The 16,434-nt window shown below is 38.3% G+C and carries 14 protein-coding genes; 12 read left to right on the forward strand and 2 right to left on the reverse strand.

Annotated elements, in window-relative coordinates; genetic code table 11:
• The first annotated feature begins 3 nt into the window (after positions 1 to 3).
• The 12 genes from ACSZOX_RS12090 (at position 4) to ACSZOX_RS12145 (ending at position 13,383) form a co-directional block, all read left to right on the forward strand.
• The gene (locus tag ACSZOX_RS12090; protein WP_437920238.1) at positions 4 to 1,197 is read left to right on the forward strand and encodes a hypothetical protein; all 1,194 of its coding nucleotides are present in this window, start codon (positions 4 to 6) and stop codon (positions 1,195 to 1,197) included.
• Between the two features lie 11 nt (positions 1,198 to 1,208).
• Positions 1,209 to 1,685: an acyltransferase gene (locus ACSZOX_RS12095; protein WP_437920239.1), complete on the forward strand. Its 477-nt coding sequence runs from the start codon at positions 1,209 to 1,211 to the stop codon at positions 1,683 to 1,685.
• 41 nt (positions 1,686 to 1,726) lie between these two features.
• Complete coding sequence (locus ACSZOX_RS12100) at positions 1,727 to 2,551, forward strand: glycosyltransferase (protein ID WP_437920240.1); 825 nt, start codon at positions 1,727 to 1,729, stop codon at positions 2,549 to 2,551.
• 34 nt (positions 2,552 to 2,585) lie between these two features.
• Positions 2,586 to 3,689, forward strand: a complete 1,104-nt coding sequence (locus ACSZOX_RS12105) for a glycosyltransferase (protein ID WP_437920241.1) — start codon at positions 2,586 to 2,588, stop codon at positions 3,687 to 3,689.
• A 15-nt stretch (positions 3,690 to 3,704) separates the two neighbouring features.
• Positions 3,705 to 5,189, forward strand: a complete 1,485-nt coding sequence (locus tag ACSZOX_RS12110) for a glycosyl hydrolase family 28 protein (RefSeq protein ID WP_437920242.1) — start codon at positions 3,705 to 3,707, stop codon at positions 5,187 to 5,189.
• 173 nt (positions 5,190 to 5,362) lie between these two features.
• Positions 5,363 to 6,745 carry a nucleotide sugar dehydrogenase gene (locus tag ACSZOX_RS12115; protein WP_437920243.1) on the forward strand — a complete coding sequence of 461 codons (1,383 nt, stop codon included), beginning with the start codon at positions 5,363 to 5,365 and terminating at the stop codon, positions 6,743 to 6,745.
• A 46-nt stretch (positions 6,746 to 6,791) separates the two neighbouring features.
• Positions 6,792 to 7,970 (forward strand): GHMP family kinase ATP-binding protein, encoded by a 1,179-nt coding sequence (locus ACSZOX_RS12120; RefSeq protein ID WP_437920244.1) that lies wholly within the window; start codon positions 6,792 to 6,794, stop codon positions 7,968 to 7,970.
• A 24-nt stretch (positions 7,971 to 7,994) separates the two neighbouring features.
• The gene (locus ACSZOX_RS12125; protein WP_437920245.1) at positions 7,995 to 8,732 is read left to right on the forward strand and encodes a nucleotidyltransferase family protein; all 738 of its coding nucleotides are present in this window, start codon (positions 7,995 to 7,997) and stop codon (positions 8,730 to 8,732) included.
• Positions 8,733 to 8,751: 19 nt separating this feature from the next.
• Complete coding sequence (locus tag ACSZOX_RS12130; protein WP_437920246.1) at positions 8,752 to 9,768, forward strand: NAD-dependent epimerase; 1,017 nt, start codon at positions 8,752 to 8,754, stop codon at positions 9,766 to 9,768.
• Positions 9,769 to 10,303: 535 nt separating this feature from the next.
• Entirely contained in the window at positions 10,304 to 11,956 is a 1,653-nt protein-coding gene (locus ACSZOX_RS12135; protein WP_437920247.1) for a gliding motility protein RemB, read from the forward strand.
• A gap of 53 nt (positions 11,957 to 12,009) precedes the next feature.
• Complete coding sequence (locus tag ACSZOX_RS12140) at positions 12,010 to 12,207, forward strand: hypothetical protein (RefSeq protein ID WP_437920248.1); 198 nt, start codon at positions 12,010 to 12,012, stop codon at positions 12,205 to 12,207.
• Positions 12,208 to 12,597: 390 nt separating this feature from the next.
• A complete protein-coding gene (locus ACSZOX_RS12145) occupies positions 12,598 to 13,383 on the forward strand; it encodes a DUF3575 domain-containing protein (RefSeq protein ID WP_437920249.1) in 786 nt (261 codons plus the stop codon).
• 14 nt (positions 13,384 to 13,397) lie between these two features.
• On the opposite strand, the gene ACSZOX_RS12150 is transcribed toward ACSZOX_RS12145, so the two are convergent.
• Together ACSZOX_RS12150 and ACSZOX_RS12155 are read right to left on the reverse strand one after the other, a co-directional pair.
• Positions 13,398 to 14,159, reverse strand: coding sequence for a LytR/AlgR family response regulator transcription factor (locus tag ACSZOX_RS12150; RefSeq protein ID WP_437920250.1), 762 nt, complete (start codon positions 14,157 to 14,159; stop codon positions 13,398 to 13,400).
• Positions 14,160 to 14,189: 30 nt separating this feature from the next.
• On the reverse strand, positions 14,190 to 16,271 hold the full coding sequence (locus tag ACSZOX_RS12155) for a tetratricopeptide repeat protein (RefSeq protein WP_437920251.1): 2,082 nt from the start codon (positions 16,269 to 16,271) through the stop codon (positions 14,190 to 14,192).
• Between the last annotated feature and the right edge of the window lie 163 nt (positions 16,272 to 16,434).

Below are 16,434 nucleotides of genomic sequence, written 5' to 3' on the forward strand. Positions count from 1 at the left end.
GATATGATCAAAAAGTTAAAGGATTCCGCTCGCATTTTACTTTCAGCGATACTAAAAAAGAAATATAAAGTCAAAATCTTCAAAGAAGAAAGTAAGTTAAGTTGCGATATCGATTTGGAAGAAAATGACAGTTCTTTCTATGGGTATTATGATAAATCACCGAGAAAGGGTGAATATATCTTATATAATGTGATAAAAGGTAAGGAAGATTTAGGTAGAGAACATTATATAGAGATAAAAATTAAGAATTGTAAGACAGGGGAGATAATTTCTATTGGAAAAGTAAATAGTTATAATCTACAGATGGGAGCCCGTGCCATGTGGCTTACAGATGATATAATAGCATATAATGATTTTGTTGATGAGATGTATGTCTGTAAATGGTATTCGCTGAAACTAAATAAGGTGGTCGACGTCTTTCGCTGTGCGATGCAAGATAGCTACAAAACTGAATATTTTTTAGGGGTGAATTATCGAAGATTAATATCATATGCTCCTGAATATGGCTATTATTGTTTACCTAGCTTAAGTAATGATGAGTATCGTGATTATGAAAACGACGGTATTTATATAGTCGAAGCAAAGCAACACGAGGTTCGCTTGTTACATTCTTTGACGGAAGTAATAAATCTAGATAAACACGAAAATTTTCTTGATGCTGATCATTTTGTCAACCATATTATGATTAGTCCAGACGGTGAGCATTTTATTTTTATTCATCGCTATTATAAGAAGGGCATTCGATATGATAGACTTGTATTATCAAATTTTAAAGATCTAAAAGTGTTATTATCTGACCAATGTCAAAGCCATTTCTGTTGGTTAAGTACCACAAAAATTTTCGGATACGGCCAGTATCAAGGAAACCTAGGTTTTTATACAATTGACTTAGAGTCAGGAAAAATAACCCCTCATTTAGAATTGACAAAAGTTAACAAAGGGGATGGCCATCCAACTGTTTATAAGGACTGGATTGTGATAGACTCTTATCCAAACTTATCTCGAATGCAGACTTTGATTGCGTATAATTTTAAAGATAAAAAAATTGTAAAGATATTAGAGGTATATCATGATTTACAACATACTGGCGTAAATAGATGTGATCTACATCCTCGTTTTTCTGAAGATGGAAAGGATATTTTTATAGATACTATTTATTCTGGAAAAAGAAGACTTGAAGTCATTAATTTTAAATAGATATTCCGAATATGGTACTCATTAAAATATATTTATACTTATGCTCTTATCTTAAACTCTTTTTATATAAGATAATCTTTAATTCTAAGCTCAAATTGGGGCATAGGGTTGTTGTTAGGAACGGTTTTTCCTTAATAATTGAAAAAGAAGGTAAGATAGAAATTGGAAATAATTGTTTTTTTAATAATTATTGCTCTATTGTGTCAATGAGTAGTATTACAATTGATGAAGGTACAATTTTTGGTGAGAATGTCAAGATTTACGATCATAATCATCGGTATGATGATAAGAGTATGCTTTTGAAAAAGCAGGGATATACATCCGCTCCAATCAAAATTGGTAAGAATTGTTGGGTTGGCTCTAATGTAGTTATATTAAAAGGGGTTAATATAGGAGATAATTGCGTGATCGGTGCAGGATGTGTTGTCTATAAAAATATTGAAGACGGTACTGTGCTTATCAATAAGCAAGATCTTATGAGGCGTTAGCTCAAATACGTTATTAAGTGACTTAGTATACAAATTTAATTATGAAAATATCAGTATTACTATCTTTATTCGGAAAAGAAAATCCTTCGTATTTTGACATTAGTATGAGAAGTATTTGGGATGATCAACTTCGAAAGCCGGATGAGATTGTGTTAGTTGAAGATGGCCCCCTAACCGATCAACTTTATAGAGTGATAGATAAGTGGAAACAGAAATTAGGCAATATACTGGTTATAGAGAAATTATCTGAAAATAGCGGTCTGGCTATTGCATTAAATCAGGGTATTTCTAGATGTTCAGGAGATTATATTGCGAGAATGGATACTGACGATATTTCGTTACCTGAAAGATTTTTAATTCAAGAAGAATATTTGAAGAAAAACTCAGATATCATGTTGTTAGGAGGTGGTATGGTTGAGTTTAACGAGACGGACGGGGAGATTGCAACACGCATCATGCCTGAGAATTATAATGAAATCAAACAGACCTTTTGCAAAACAAATCCATTTGTCCATCCCGCTGTTATAATCAATAAAGCAATATTTGATAGAGGAATGTACTATAATCCCAATCTCCGCAGAAATCAGGATTTGGAATTTTGGTTTCGAATAGTAGCAGATGGTTATAAAGTTGCAAATGTGCCTGATATAATATTAAAATTTAGAAAGAATCCCAATCTTTATAAAAAACGTAATAATTCCGCTAGATCGGAATTAGTTATTTACTTAAAAGGTATACACTCACTTTATGGATTGTTTACTTGGAGGTATATATATCCGTTTATCCATTATTTATATAGGTTATTGCCCAAAGGTATTTCGTTATGGATATACAAAAATATCATTGCAAAATATTGGAAAAGATAGGACATTGGGATAATATTTAAAAGTGTATAAGAGTATGAAAATTTTGCATGTCGGACAAATGATTGGTGGATTAGGAGTTTACATAAAGAACTCTATTATTTATAACAACAATATTTCGAATAATTATATTATAGTAAAGGGAGATAAAGACGGTGATAATCCAATTGTAAAAGGTGGGCAAGCTGTGAAGGAGTTTAGAATAAGACTTTATAGATCTATTAATCCTTTCTACGATTCTATTGCTATTTTCCAACTCATCAAAATCATTTTGAAAGAGCGTCCGGATATAATACATTGCCATAGTGCTAAGGGAGGCATTATTGGCCGAATAGCAGGGTTTCTCACAAGAACAATAACACTATACACTCCTCATGCGTTTTCTTTTTTAGCCGGAACAGGCATCAAAAGAAAGATGTTTATTTTTTTCGAAAGAGTTACTAAACTCAAAGCTAAACTTTTGGCTTGTTCCGCTTCGGAATTAGATCTTGGAATTGAAGTTGTTGGTTATAAAGTAGAAAATGCATATTTATGGAGTAACTCTGTCCCTGATGCATGCGCCGACAAGTCTTCCAACAAGTTATCGAGCGAGCAATTAGAATATGTATGCTATATAGGACGCCCTTCATATCAGAAAAATACTTTTTTTTATATCGAAGTGATAAAGAGAGTAATTGTTCATTATCCTAATTTAAAATTTTATCTTTTAGGAGTTGGTTATCACTCTCCTGACTTAGAACATTTAAAAAGAAAAGTTTCAGAGTATAACTTAGAAGAAATTGTTATTTTGAAACCATGGTTGAGTCAGCAAGAGACTTTCGAGTATTTGAAGAATGCATTGTTCTATGTAACCGTTTCTAGGTATGAAGGACTACCCCTTTCTGTTATCGAAGCCATGAGCTTGTCAAAGGCTATAGTTGCTTCTAAGGTCTACGGAAATGTTGACTGTGTCCAGAACGGAGAAAATGGCTTTTTAGCACCATTAGAGGTAGATTGTTTTGTTGATCATATTAAACATTTGCTCAGTGATCGGATTTTGCTTGAAGGTATGGCTAATAAGTCTAGAACCATTTTTCTTAATAAATTTGAGATTACGCGTCAAATAAAATTATTGGATAATATTTATCATTCTTTTAAATAGTTTAAGGAGGTCTTTATGAATGTTTTCTTTGGAAAGTCCGTAATTTATATTCTTATATTATCGGTTTTTTTTACTATATCTTTTCCTTCACAGTTGCTTTCTCAGGGCTCTAAAGTTTATAGCGCTCCGGATCGTGATTTATTATCGAATGATATTCGCATATTAATCGATGATGTGTCAATTCCTGTATATAAATGTAAAGTAGCTCCGAGCTCAATTTCTTTGAAAGGTAAAGCTATGAGTGATGTTAAAAATACAGCCGACTATTTTGAGGAAGCCTTTTTCGCTAATTTTGATATGAAAAGCAAGGTAAAAGTTGTATTGATCTATAAAGATAAAATTGAGAAATTGAAAATACTTCCGGAACGGGATAATATTAAATATAAAATCTCGAATAACAGTGCTGAAATTGAGATATCTAAAGAAGGTAATTATACGTTTGAAGTCAATGATGATATTATACATTCAATACATCTTTTTGCGAACCCACCTCTTATAGATTTAGCCTCTGTGAAGAGTAAGTGGAACGGTAAATTAATATATTATGGTCCTGGTATACACGATGTTGGACATTTATTAGTTGAAAGCAATACTACTGTATATGTTGATGAAGGTGCAATTATTCGAGGCCGAATTGAAAGTGGCGAAAAACCGACGGGAATTTCTTCTCAAAAGCACCAAACTAACGGTTATAGTCCTCTGATTAATCTTCACGGAGATAATATTAAGTTAATAGGGAGAGGTATTATTGATGGGAGTTTACTACCAGCACTGTCTAAAAAGATGATTGACGTACGAGGTAATAATATAGAAATTGAAGGTGTAACGATTGTAAACTCGCCACATTGGACTATTCCGATAACAAATTCTAATAACGTTAAAGTTTATAATGTAAAGCTGATAGGCTATAGAGCCAACTCAGATGGAATTGATGTTAATGGTAGTAGAGCTGTGTTGATTCGAGGAGCGTTTATACGCACTCTGGACGATTTGATAGTAATTAAAACGACAAAGAGCGTTTTACAAAATGCGACTGATATCAAGATTGAAAAATGTGTACTGTGGAATCAGTTGGCACACGCGTTAAGTATAGGCGCCGAAGTCACAAAAGATATTACGAATGTAAATTTTACTAACTGTGATATTATTCATGATCTGGGCAGAGAATGGACGCTTAGAATTTACAACGGTGATAAAGGAACAGTTAGTAATGTGTCATTTAATAACATTAGAGTTGGAGAGTCGGATAAATTTATTTCCCTTTGGATAGGCGAAACATATTGGAGCACAGATGGAAATCGAGGTAGAATCGAAAATGTAAAATTTGAAAATATTTCTCTCTCTGGAGGCAAGGGAAAAATTAATTTACAGGGATTTGATAATAATTCTACCGTGAAAAACATTTCTTTTAAGGGTGTAAGAATTAACAATAAGCTAATAAGTAAGGATGCTTTGACTAAAAATAAGTATGTTGGGAAATTATTGATAAAAAATTTATAAAGGCTTTTTCCTCAAAGTAAGAGGAGTAGTTTTCTAGTCCAAGTTGTGTAAAATGTAAAGAATAAATTTTAGCTCTTTTAATATAATAATGAAAATAATACTAATGATTCAATAGCCTTCAACGACAACCCAAAAAGTAAATTTATATCATTAAATAATCCTTGTACACTATAATGAAAAATATCAGAAAAATAACTTGTATTGGAGCAGGCTACGTAGGCGGCCCAACCATGTCTGTCATTGCGCAGAAAAATTTAAATGTCGAAGTTACTGTTGTAGATTTAAACGAAACGCGTATTGCCGCTTGGAATGATGACGATTTGTCTAAACTACCGGTTTATGAACCAGGGCTAGACGAAGTGGTCAAAGAAGCTCGTGGTCGTAATCTCTTCTTCTCTACCGATGTGGATAAGGCTATTGATGAAGCAGATATGATCTTTATTTCGGTGAATACACCCACCAAAACATATGGAAAAGGAAAGGGCCAAGCCGCCGACTTAAAATATATTGAACTTTGTGCCCGTCAGATCGCAGCGGTTGCAAAATCTGATAAAATAGTGGTAGAGAAATCGACATTGCCCGTTCGTACAGCAGAAGCTTTGAAAAGTATTTTGGATAATACGGGGAATGGCGTTAATTTCCACATTTTATCCAACCCTGAATTTTTAGCGGAGGGAACAGCTGTAACAGACCTGCATAATCCAGACCGTGTATTAATCGGCGGTGAGGATGCTGATGCCATAGAGGCTTTGGTCAGCGTCTATGAGGCGTGGGTTCCTCGTGAGCGTATCTTAACCACGAATCTTTGGTCGTCGGAGCTATCAAAATTAGTGGCAAACGCATTCTTGGCGCAGCGTGTATCTTCTATTAATGCAATCTCTGAGTTGTGTGAAGTGACAGGAGCAAACGTAGACGAGGTTTCGCGGGCTATAGGTCAGGATTCACGTATTGGATCTAAATTTCTAAAAGCTTCTGTAGGTTTTGGGGGTTCTTGTTTCCAAAAGGATATCTTAAACCTAGTATATATAGCGCGTACGTACAATTTACATGCTGTGGCCGATTATTGGGAGCAAGTAATCTTATTGAATGATCACCAAAAGACACGTTTTGCGGAGAATATTATCAAAACGATGTATAATACGGTGAACGGTAAAAGTATCGCTTTCTTAGGTTGGGCATTTAAAAAAGATACGAACGACACACGCGAATCAGCAGCCATCTACGTGGCAGATCACTTGTTGGCTGAGGAAGCAAATGTGATCGTATACGATCCGAAAGTACCTGCGGAGCAGATTTACAAAGATTTAGACTATTTGGGTACACGTTCCCCAGAAGACAACCGTCGCTTGGTAAAAGTGGTGAACGATCCTTACGAGGCATTGTCTGGCGCACATGCAGCGGCTGTGTTAACAGAATGGGACGAGTTCAAAGGCTATGACTGGGCGAAGATAAAGGAAGATATGAAACGTCCTTCGTTTGTTTTCGATGGCCGTAAATTGTTGGATAGAAAGCAACTCCTTGAGCTAGGATTTGCATACTATGCGATAGGAGAATAATTCATAGAGGGATGTCCAAAAGACATCCCTACCAATAGATCATAAAATGCATAAGAAATTTCATTCATTATTTCCAGATACACCCGAGAACGAGGTTCGCCATGTGTATAGTCCTTACCGTGTGTGTCCAGTTGGCGCACATATAGATCACCAGCACGGCCATGTAACAGGCTTCGCCTTAGATCATGGCGTGGATTTCCTTTATGTTCCTACGGAGACAGGTGTTATCAATTTGTTCAGTACGGATTTCGAAGGGCAGGTGCTTTTTCCTTTGGGGGCAATTCCGGCAAAGTATGAACACTGGGGGCGTTACATTCAGGCTGCGATTTATACGGTATCAAAGAAGGGCCCTGTTAAATTGGGGGTTCAGGGGCTGATTTGTGGATCCCTTCCAGTTGGTGGGCTTTCATCCTCATCTGCTGTCTTACTTTGCTATATCATGGCATTAGCCGATGTAAATGGTATTGAAGTGGATGAACTGGAATTGATTGAATTGGCATTTCGTGCAGAGAAAGAGTACATCGGATTAAGCTTAGGTAAATTAGACCAAAGTTGTGAGGTGTTATCCAAAAAGAATCATTTATTGTATTTGGATACCAAAGATGAATCGTACAAGTTGATTCCACAACCTGCAGAGATGCCTGATTTTGATATCTTGGTTTTCTTCAGTGGCCTTACACGTACATTGGTCAACACCGGTTACAATACACGGACGGACGAATGTAAAGTCGCGGCTTTCTCTTTATTGGCTTATGAAGGCTTGGAATATAACTCGTTTACAGATACCCGTCTACGGGATGTGGATCGTCAGGTGTACAACAAGTGGAGACACCGCTTACCTGAGCCATTGGCGAAACGTGCAACGCACTTTATGATGGAGCATGAGCGTGTAGAACATGCTGTTGAAGCTTTTTCCAAAGGAGATATCACCATGTTGGGCGCAATTATGTTTGCTTCTGGGGATAGTTCCATTCAGTTTTGGGAATCAGGTTGCCCGGAGATGATCGATTTGTACGAAGCGATCAAGCAAGCTCCCGGTGTCTACGGTGGTCGTTTTAGTGGTGCGGGCTTTAAAGGCTGCTGCGTAGCTTTATCTGATCCTGCTTACCGTGAAGAAACGATTAAGTATGTAACCGACAATTACCTGGCGAAATATCCGGAGATGGAAGGTAAATACGAAGTGCGGGTTTGTAAAACAGCGGACGGGGTACGCAGAGTAAGTTAAAGTGTTAAAAGCAAAGCAGAAATTATGAAGACATTGATATTAGCAGCAGGTTATGCAACACGTTTATATCCTTTGACAAAAAACTTTCCGAAACCTCTTCTAGAAGTAGGCGGTAAAACTATTTTGGATCGTCTGGTTGAAAGTGTAGATCAAATTCCAGAGGTCACATCGCATATCGTGGTAACGAATGCCACATTTGCGGAACACTTTGAAAACTGGAAAAATAAGGCCGCTTATAGTAAAGAGATTGTGGTGTTAAATGACGGGACAACGAGCAACGAAAACCGTCTGGGTGCTGTAAAGGATATATTGTTTGCCATTGAGCAACTGCATATTGACGAAGATCTACTGGTGTTAGCCGGCGACAATGTGATTACATTTTCGTTTGAAGACTTCGTTACGTTCGCCAAAGAAAAGCAGACAAGCTGTATTACTTGCCATGAAGAACCTTCGTTAGCGGCACTTCAAAAAACGGGTGTTTTGGAAACAGAAGAGGATTTCCGGGTGATTGCTATGCATGAAAAACCTGAGGTGCCGCCTTCGCATTGGGCTGTTCCTCCTTTCTACTATTATAAGAAAGCGGACTTGCCGTTAATTAAGCGTGCGTTGGATGAAGGTTGTGGCTACGATGCTCCAGGAAACTTGGCGGCATGGTTATGTCAACAAACGACGGTATATGCGTGGCCATTGAATGGTTCGCGTTTTGATATTGGCGATTTGGCAGCCTATGAATACGCGCAGAAAGAATTTGAAGGGAAGTAATTGATAAAAGAATTTAAATATGGAATATAAAAAAATATTAGTCACCGGTGCTGCCGGCTTTATTGGATTTTATTTAAGTAAGGTCTTGTTAGAGAAAGGTATTGAAGTTGTCGGTATTGATAATATCAATGATTATTACGACGTCAATTTAAAATATGCTCGCTTAAATCAACTTGGGGTGAGCCAGGCGGATGCAGAGCAATGGAACGTGGCGGCTTCTTCATCCAGCTATTCAACGTTTTCTTTCTATCGTTTGAATCTGGAAGATCGCGAAGCACTTCCTAAGTTATTTGAAAAGGAACAGTTCGATGCGGTTATTAACTTGGCGGCGCAAGCTGGTGTGCGTTACAGTATTGAAAACCCGGAGGCTTATGTAGATAGCAATATTGTAGGATTCTTAAATATTCTGGAATGTTGCCGTCACCATAAAATTGGACATTTGGTTTATGCATCCAGTTCTTCTGTTTACGGCGAGAATGGGAAGGTACCTTTCTCTGAAGATGATCGCGTAGATTATCCAGTTAGTCTTTATGCTGCGACAAAGAAAGCGAACGAATTGATGGCACATACGTATAGCCATTTGTACCAGGTTCCAACAACGGGATTACGGTTCTTTACGGTATATGGCCCATGGGGAAGACCGGATATGGCTCCTATTCTTTTTGCATCTGCAATCACAGAAGGGCGTGCCATTAAGGTGTTTAATAACGGCGATATGAGTCGCGATTTTACCTTTGTGGAAGATATTGTAAACGGTATTATTATCTCCTTGGAAAATCCAAATAAGGATAAAGCACCTTATCAAGTATTCAATATTGGTAATGGCTCTCCGGTAAACCTACTTACGTTTATTGAAACGCTGGAAGAAGCTTTAGGCACGAAAGCGGAAAAAAATTTGATGCCGATGCAGCCGGGAGATGTGCCTCGCACTTGGGCTGATACTGAATATCTAAATTCCCTTGGCTATAAAAGTAATACCACAATAAAAGAAGGTGTGGATAAATTTGTGTCTTGGTTTCGGAATTATAATACTTAGGGAAATAGAAAACGCTATTTTAATTCGACGGGATATTTTTTTGAAATGACTTATAATGTAATATGGCTTTTCAAGCATCATAGTCTTAGTGTCCGGCCTATGGATATAGGTCGGATTCCATTTTAAAATTTTGAGTTTAAGAATCTTCTTGAATTTGTAGATATTGATGTTATGTTTAAAAACGCTTGTTTTAGGCATTTGAATGGAGCTCTTCCTGTTTTTAACATGAAGAAACAATGCCAATTAAAAAAGCTGCTTTAAACAAGAAAAAAACAACCATTTATACGAAATTTTTTTTACCGTTCAATTAGGCTATAATGTGCCCCGTTGGATATAATTCCCTTCACACGCATTTAGCTTAGCTTGAATTTAATGTGGTTGGGCAAAACTGTTTTTTTGGTTGGATTATTGCGCAGTAAATATGGGATAAGTTTTGATGATATGTGAAATCACATATTCATACATGTAATGTGCAATTGTGTTATATTGCACATAAGGGTGAATTTATGTAAGTTTGAAATAAATCAAGGTTTATATGCACAAAAAATCGGTTGCTTTGAGAAAATATGGTATGCTTTTTTTAGCATTTCTGATGTTTTACACAAACCCCTCGTCTGGGCAAGTTACGACTCTACCTTACTCTCCTCACCTCTATCAAAAAATGGATGATCTCATGTATTCCCCGAGTACAAGATATCATACGGCAATAAAACCTTATATATTGAAAGATGCGCTGAAAGTAAAAATGGATTCGATCCAATCCAGCAATCCCTACGATTCAAATAATTGGTTTCTACGTAAAATTTTTAACGAGCATCTCGTTCAGGTAGAAAAAGAGGATTATACGTTCTATGCGGATTTCCTGCCCGATATGGTGATAGGGAAAGATCTTGGCACAACGGAAAGAAATACCTGGATTAATACAAGAGGAATACAAGCGGGCTTATCCATCAAGGACAAGTTTACCCTTTATACAAGCTTTTACGAGAATCAAGGAGTTTTTCCGGATTACTTGGATCAGTATATCGTTGAGCATGAGGTTGTGCCCGGGCAAGCGTATACTAATCTGAAAGAAAACAACAAAAAAGATTGGATGTATGTAACAGCCACTATGGTATATGATGTGAATAAATACCTGAATGTTTCTCTAGGTTATGACAAGGCTTTTATTGGCGACGGTTATCGTTCCATGCTTTTGTCTGATTTCTCTTCTAATTTTGCGAATCTTCGTCTGACAGGAACTGTGGGTAATGTGCAGTATGCATCAATATGGGGCTATATGAACGATCCGGTTAACCCTCGTACTAGTCTTATTGACGGAACAGTAGGGGATCGTCTAGGTGATGGAGCCAAGTGGGGAGCATTCCAATACTTGGATTGGAATGTTACCAACCGCTTTTCTGTGGGATTGTTTCAATCGGTTATTTGGGCAAATTACGACGATGCCGGTCGAAGAGGGTTTGACTTCGCCTATATATTTCCTGTAATTGTTACTAGAGCTATTGAAAGGAACAACCGAACCTCACCAGATAAAATGTTTGTGGGATTAAATAGCAAATATAAGGTGCTGAATAACTTAACCACCTATGGGCAATTTATGCTGGGCGAATTTGTAGCTAGCGAATTTTTTTCTGGAAAAGGATACGCAAGAAATAAATTTAGTGGTCAAATCGGGGTCAAGGGTTTTGATATTTTTGGTGTGAAAAACTTAAATTTCTTGACCGAATACAACTTTGCTCGCCCGTATATGTACGCTCATATACGATCGGCATCTAACTATAGCAATAATGCTGAACCTTTAGCGCACCCGCAAGGTGCAAATTTCCGGGAGGTTGTTGGGCTTGCCAACTATGCTTGGAAACGTTGGAATTTCTCGCTACAGGGGATGATTTACCAAAAAGGATTAGATACAGAGGATGGACTTAATATGGGCGGTGATATCTTCCAAGATTACAGAACGGCTCCTAATGAGTATGGTAACGATATCGGTCAAGGCGTTAAAAACAACGTATTTTACGCGGATGCTAAAGTTGCCTATGTTCTCAATCCAAAATATAATCTACGCCTAGAAGCAGGATATACACAACGTTATGCGAAGGCACACTATGAAACTCCTGAAGTAAACAAAACGAATTGGATTACTTTCGGCCTTCGGTCTAGCTTCCGGGCAATATACAATGATCTTTAGGATAGAACTTAAAGAATCAATATTTTTAAAACGGTTTTAATACTAAGGATCTTATGATGGCGTTATTGGAGTCAAGTCAAAAGTACATCGAAAAAGATACGATGGCTGATATGCGTCAACTGTCCACAAGTGAAATTGAACTTCTCACCTCGGGAGGCTACAAAGGAGTACGTTTAAATGGCTATTATGGCTTAGGCGATGCGCCACAGGTTTTGTATTGGTTTGATGTGGAAAATACCGAGCAGGTTTGATAGGGTATGTATATTTGAGTTCTCGTTAGGTTCAACTATATCATTATATACTCGGTATGATTGTAACGTTCAACCGATACAGATCATCTTATGATATCATGTGTCCTTTTGAGGTGTTCTTACACCGTGGTACTTGGTGTTCAAGTCTCATCGCTGTACTTGAAGCATTTATATCTAAAACTAATAAATTTCAAGAGAGATACCTGGAATGTATCCTTCGGGATACATAACGTAGACAACGGCGGCTGGTTTCGAACCAAAACGCAATGTCTAAATATCTTGTGTCAATTGAAAAAGTGCAAATGTCGCGACAGCTTATGAACTTCTTTCCGCATTAGGCTGTTCTTTTGGTGTAAAGTACGAAATGGATACGAAATAAAAGGGCAAAATATGAAAAAAATAATAATATCTCTATTTTCCATAACGGTGTCTGTCCTATTTGGAACGAGCTATGCTCAAGTGTATAAAGCGGGAGATCTTAACGTGCAGAAGAATATCGCTAAACTTAACCTTCTCCCCTTAACGACAGGAACTTTTGCCTTTGAATATGAACGAGCGATTGCCCAAAAATTTTCACTGGGTGCCATGCTTAGTTATCGCCCTTCTAATTTAACGGTGCCCTTCTTCACTGTTTGGGGTGAATGGATGGCTTCAGGGAATGAGGATCTTTACACGGCCTTAAAAAAGGCAAAGGAAGGTGCATTTTCGGGGGCTATCGAAGGCAGGTTCTATCCAATGCAAAGAGGTCTCATGCGCGGGTTCTATATAGCGCCGTACGTTAAATATGCGCAGTACGACCTTAGCTTTCCTTTTAAGATAAGTTTGGACTTATCAGAGCTGGAATATAATACGATAGACAATGTGGATACCCGAGGCGATCTTTCTATCCTGACTGCTGGCGTGGGTGTAGGTTTTCAGTTTAAAATTTGGGAAAATATTCGTTTAGATTGGCGCGTGGCTGCGGTTGGTTATGGATCGGCGAAAGGAGACTTGACGGGGCGAGCCGAGAGAAAATTGAATCCAGAAGAACAACAGTATCTGCGCGAGCAATTAGATGATCTAGGCGACTTTAGCTTGATTGAAGAGAAAATAGTAAACGAAGACGGAGTCTTCATTAAAGCAAATGGTGGATGGACGGGTGTCCGGACAGCCTTGTCCGTAGGGTATCAATTTTAGTGGATGGCCAAAACTCAGGTGTGAGATTTTATAGCTTTGATGAATTCTTCTTTGCGCCGAGCGGATACTTCTATTTCTGTCTTGTCTGAAAGGGTGATAGAACCCCCTTTTCCTTTTCTATATGTTTCTATATAATCCATATTGACGAGATGACTGTTGTGGATCCTGAAAAAACCAAAGGGGCTTAAAAGATCTTCGAAGTACTTTAAAGTCTTCGATACAGTATATGTGCGTCGATCTGCTATAAACACAATAGTATAGTTCGTGTCAGATTGACAGCGTACAATGTTACCAACTGGTATAAATATAAAGCCCTCCAATGTAGGGATGCTGATTTTGTGCTGCTTATTGATATAATGCTGCTGATCAAGTAGGTTGTTTAGTTCAGGATTTGTACTTGTACGTTCTTTCCTCTTAGTTTTGTCAAATAAACGTTTGATGCTTTCTGCCAAATCGTCTTCATCTATCGGTTTCATTAGATAGTCAATAGCATTAAACCGAAAGGCCTGTACGGCATAGGCATGAAATGCTGTAATGAATATCACGTGAAAATTGACCGGTCGGACAGCCCGTAGCAGATCGAATGCTGTCATATCGTTGTTAAGCTGTACATCTAAAAAGACGACATCAGGCGCGTTTTGCTGGATGTATTCTATTGCAGTTTCTGCATTGTTAATGATCGCTCTAATCAAGAGCCTTTTCGAATAGGGTTTTAGCAATCGAAAGAGAACTTCTCCACTATGTTTCTCGTCATCTACAATTATTCCTGTTATCATGTTACTGTTTTTTTTGTTCCTGTGGTGTAGTTATGAGGAAACCTCACGTGATCTGGAAAGCGGCACGACTGTTCTTATAGCAAGAGGTTTAAATAGTAGACGAATCTCGGCAATGACCCCTTGGCCTCCGGGATTATTCTTGATGCGCAACTCGCCTAGGCCTAAAGAGCCTTTTTGTTTGTCCAACAGTGATAGACGTTCTCTTGTAATGTGAAGGCCGAAGGAATTGTTGCTCGGTGTAGTTGATTGCTCTTGATAGGATGATGGCATGCCGACACCATTGTCTTCAATACACATGCAGAGTAGATGTTCTTCGCGTGAGATATGTATAGCGATGTGTCCAGGCTGATGTTGACGTAGACCGTGCCAGATGCTATTTTCAATCAGGGGCTGCATAAGCATGGGGGGAACTAGTACCTTCTCCGCTTGTATGCCCTCTTCTACAGTTATCTGGTAGGTGAAGGTATGGTGTAGGCGCATCTGCTCTAGCTCGAGATAAAGCGTAATAAACGCTATATCTTCGGCAAGTAATATTTCCTTTTGGCTGGAATGCGTTAGCGTCTGTCGCATAAGCTTCGCAAACTTTGGCAAGTATTTGCGGGCATTTATTACATCGTCTTTGCAGAGTGAGTCGTATATCGCATTCAATGAATTGAATATAAAATGTGGATTCATCTGGGCCCGTAACGCCTTGAGTTCGGTCTCAGCTACTTTTGATTCATGTTCTGCATGTTTCTTCCTGCTATCGGCATCGCGATTACGTTTATAAAAAAAGGAGACAAGTAATAGAGACGCTAGTAGAAGGCTGCTACAGATAAAGATGGAATTCCGTATGTCTTTCTGTCTTAAGACTTCTGCTTGTATTTGAGCTTCTTTTTTTTCAAAATCAAATTCAAGTTGCTGTCTTAGCACGGCCTTCCCTTTTTGTTCCCCTAGGATACTGTCTTGAAGAACAGCATGCTCTCGGTACAATTGTAATGCTTTTTGGAATTCTCCTTTTTCTTCATAGCTGCGACTCAACGCTTCTAAGGCCTCACTTTGGCGTCTAATGAAGCCGTTTCTAACGGCTATATCTAATGCCTTCAACTGCATAATTATTTTCTCTTTATGCGCTCGGGTATAGCTTTCTGAAAGGAAAAGTAAGGCCTCTGCGTAGCCACTCTGATCGTTTGTCTTTGCATAAACCTCTACCGCTTGGTGGAGATATTTCATGCCTTCATCAAGCTGTCCAGCTAACTTATAAACAATACCTAGATTGGTGAGGTCTGATGCAATAAGCCTTAAATTGCCTATCTCCCGATTGATCGTCAGTGCCTCTTGGTAACTTGTTATCGCTTTTTGATGTTGGCCGCTCAGATTGTGTAGCGTTGCTATATTGCCAAGAACATTGGCTATCCCTTGTTTATTTCCTGTTTGCCTATAAAGCTTCAACGCCTGACTCTGATAGCCATAGGCCTTGTGATACTCTTTCATGTTTTTGTATACAAGCCCAATGTTGCTGTTGATGTGAGCTTGCTGATCAAGAGAGGGATCGTTTATTCGAAGTGCAGATAGAAAAGATGCGAGTGCTCTTGGGTAGTCGTCCAGTGCCAAAAAAACAACCCCCATATTCACGTGACAGTGCAGTACACCGTTATTGTCTTTTCGAGCCGTAAAGATTGATAAGGCTTCTTCATGGTCCCGGATGGCCGCGATGTAGTTTCCCTGATTGTAATGGTTCAGTGCTCGATTATTCAGTCCTTTGGCGTAACTCGACAAGTTGCCCATCGCTTTATATAATGCTAAAGATCGATTGGAGGCATCCATGGCTAAAGAGTCTTCTCCTTTGGCCCAATGATTGATCCCTTTTCGACTGTACGAAATAGCTAAACCTGTATTATTCCGTAAATGAGAGGCTAGCTGTATTGCTTCTTCTGCAAAAGCTAAGCCTTTCGACGGATCGATGGAATAATAAAAATAGGAGAGTTCTTGCAAAAGGTGCAGCCGGATACTATCTTTTCCTGTATGTTTTATCAAGAGTTTGCCAACGGAATCGATTTTATCATTGAGTTCCTGAGCTACGCAGAATAACGAAAAGATCAAGGTGGTAGATAGTAAAAAAAAACGAAGCATGGTGTAATAAATCCTGGCTACTCAAATCTAACTAAATTTATGTAGATATCCAAAGCGATTTAAGAGACTGGAAAAAAGCTTCTGCGGGCGTTGTCATGAAGATGCGCGACGGATTATTAGCAAAATCCAACGGTTATTACTATATCGGTCACGTGCAGTAAAT

This window comes from Sphingobacterium sp. LRF_L2, from assembly GCF_965644235.1.
GTDB lineage: Bacteria > Bacteroidota > Bacteroidia > Sphingobacteriales > Sphingobacteriaceae > Sphingobacterium.

Bases quoted from the DNA above. Each gene is read 5' to 3' on its own strand.
- ACSZOX_RS12090 (WP_437920238.1), top strand. From the start codon at position 4: ATGATCAAAAAGTTAAAGGATTCCGCTCGCATTTTACTTTCAGCGATA.
- ACSZOX_RS12095 (WP_437920239.1), top strand. From the start codon at position 1,209: ATGGTACTCATTAAAATATATTTATACTTATGCTCTTATCTTAAACTC.
- ACSZOX_RS12100 (WP_437920240.1), top strand. From the start codon at position 1,727: ATGAAAATATCAGTATTACTATCTTTATTCGGAAAAGAAAATCCTTCG.
- ACSZOX_RS12105 (WP_437920241.1), top strand. From the start codon at position 2,586: ATGAAAATTTTGCATGTCGGACAAATGATTGGTGGATTAGGAGTTTAC.
- ACSZOX_RS12110 (WP_437920242.1), top strand. From the start codon at position 3,705: ATGAATGTTTTCTTTGGAAAGTCCGTAATTTATATTCTTATATTATCG.
- ACSZOX_RS12115 (WP_437920243.1), top strand. From the start codon at position 5,363: ATGAAAAATATCAGAAAAATAACTTGTATTGGAGCAGGCTACGTAGGC.
- ACSZOX_RS12120 (WP_437920244.1), top strand. From the start codon at position 6,792: ATGCATAAGAAATTTCATTCATTATTTCCAGATACACCCGAGAACGAG.
- ACSZOX_RS12125 (WP_437920245.1), top strand. From the start codon at position 7,995: ATGAAGACATTGATATTAGCAGCAGGTTATGCAACACGTTTATATCCT.
- ACSZOX_RS12130 (WP_437920246.1), top strand. From the start codon at position 8,752: ATGGAATATAAAAAAATATTAGTCACCGGTGCTGCCGGCTTTATTGGA.
- ACSZOX_RS12135 (WP_437920247.1), top strand. From the start codon at position 10,304: ATGCACAAAAAATCGGTTGCTTTGAGAAAATATGGTATGCTTTTTTTA.
- ACSZOX_RS12140 (WP_437920248.1), top strand. From the start codon at position 12,010: ATGATGGCGTTATTGGAGTCAAGTCAAAAGTACATCGAAAAAGATACG.
- ACSZOX_RS12145 (WP_437920249.1), top strand. From the start codon at position 12,598: ATGAAAAAAATAATAATATCTCTATTTTCCATAACGGTGTCTGTCCTA.
- ACSZOX_RS12150 (WP_437920250.1), bottom strand. From the start codon at position 14,159: ATGATAACAGGAATAATTGTAGATGACGAGAAACATAGTGGAGAAGTT.
- ACSZOX_RS12155 (WP_437920251.1), bottom strand. From the start codon at position 16,271: ATGCTTCGTTTTTTTTTACTATCTACCACCTTGATCTTTTCGTTATTC.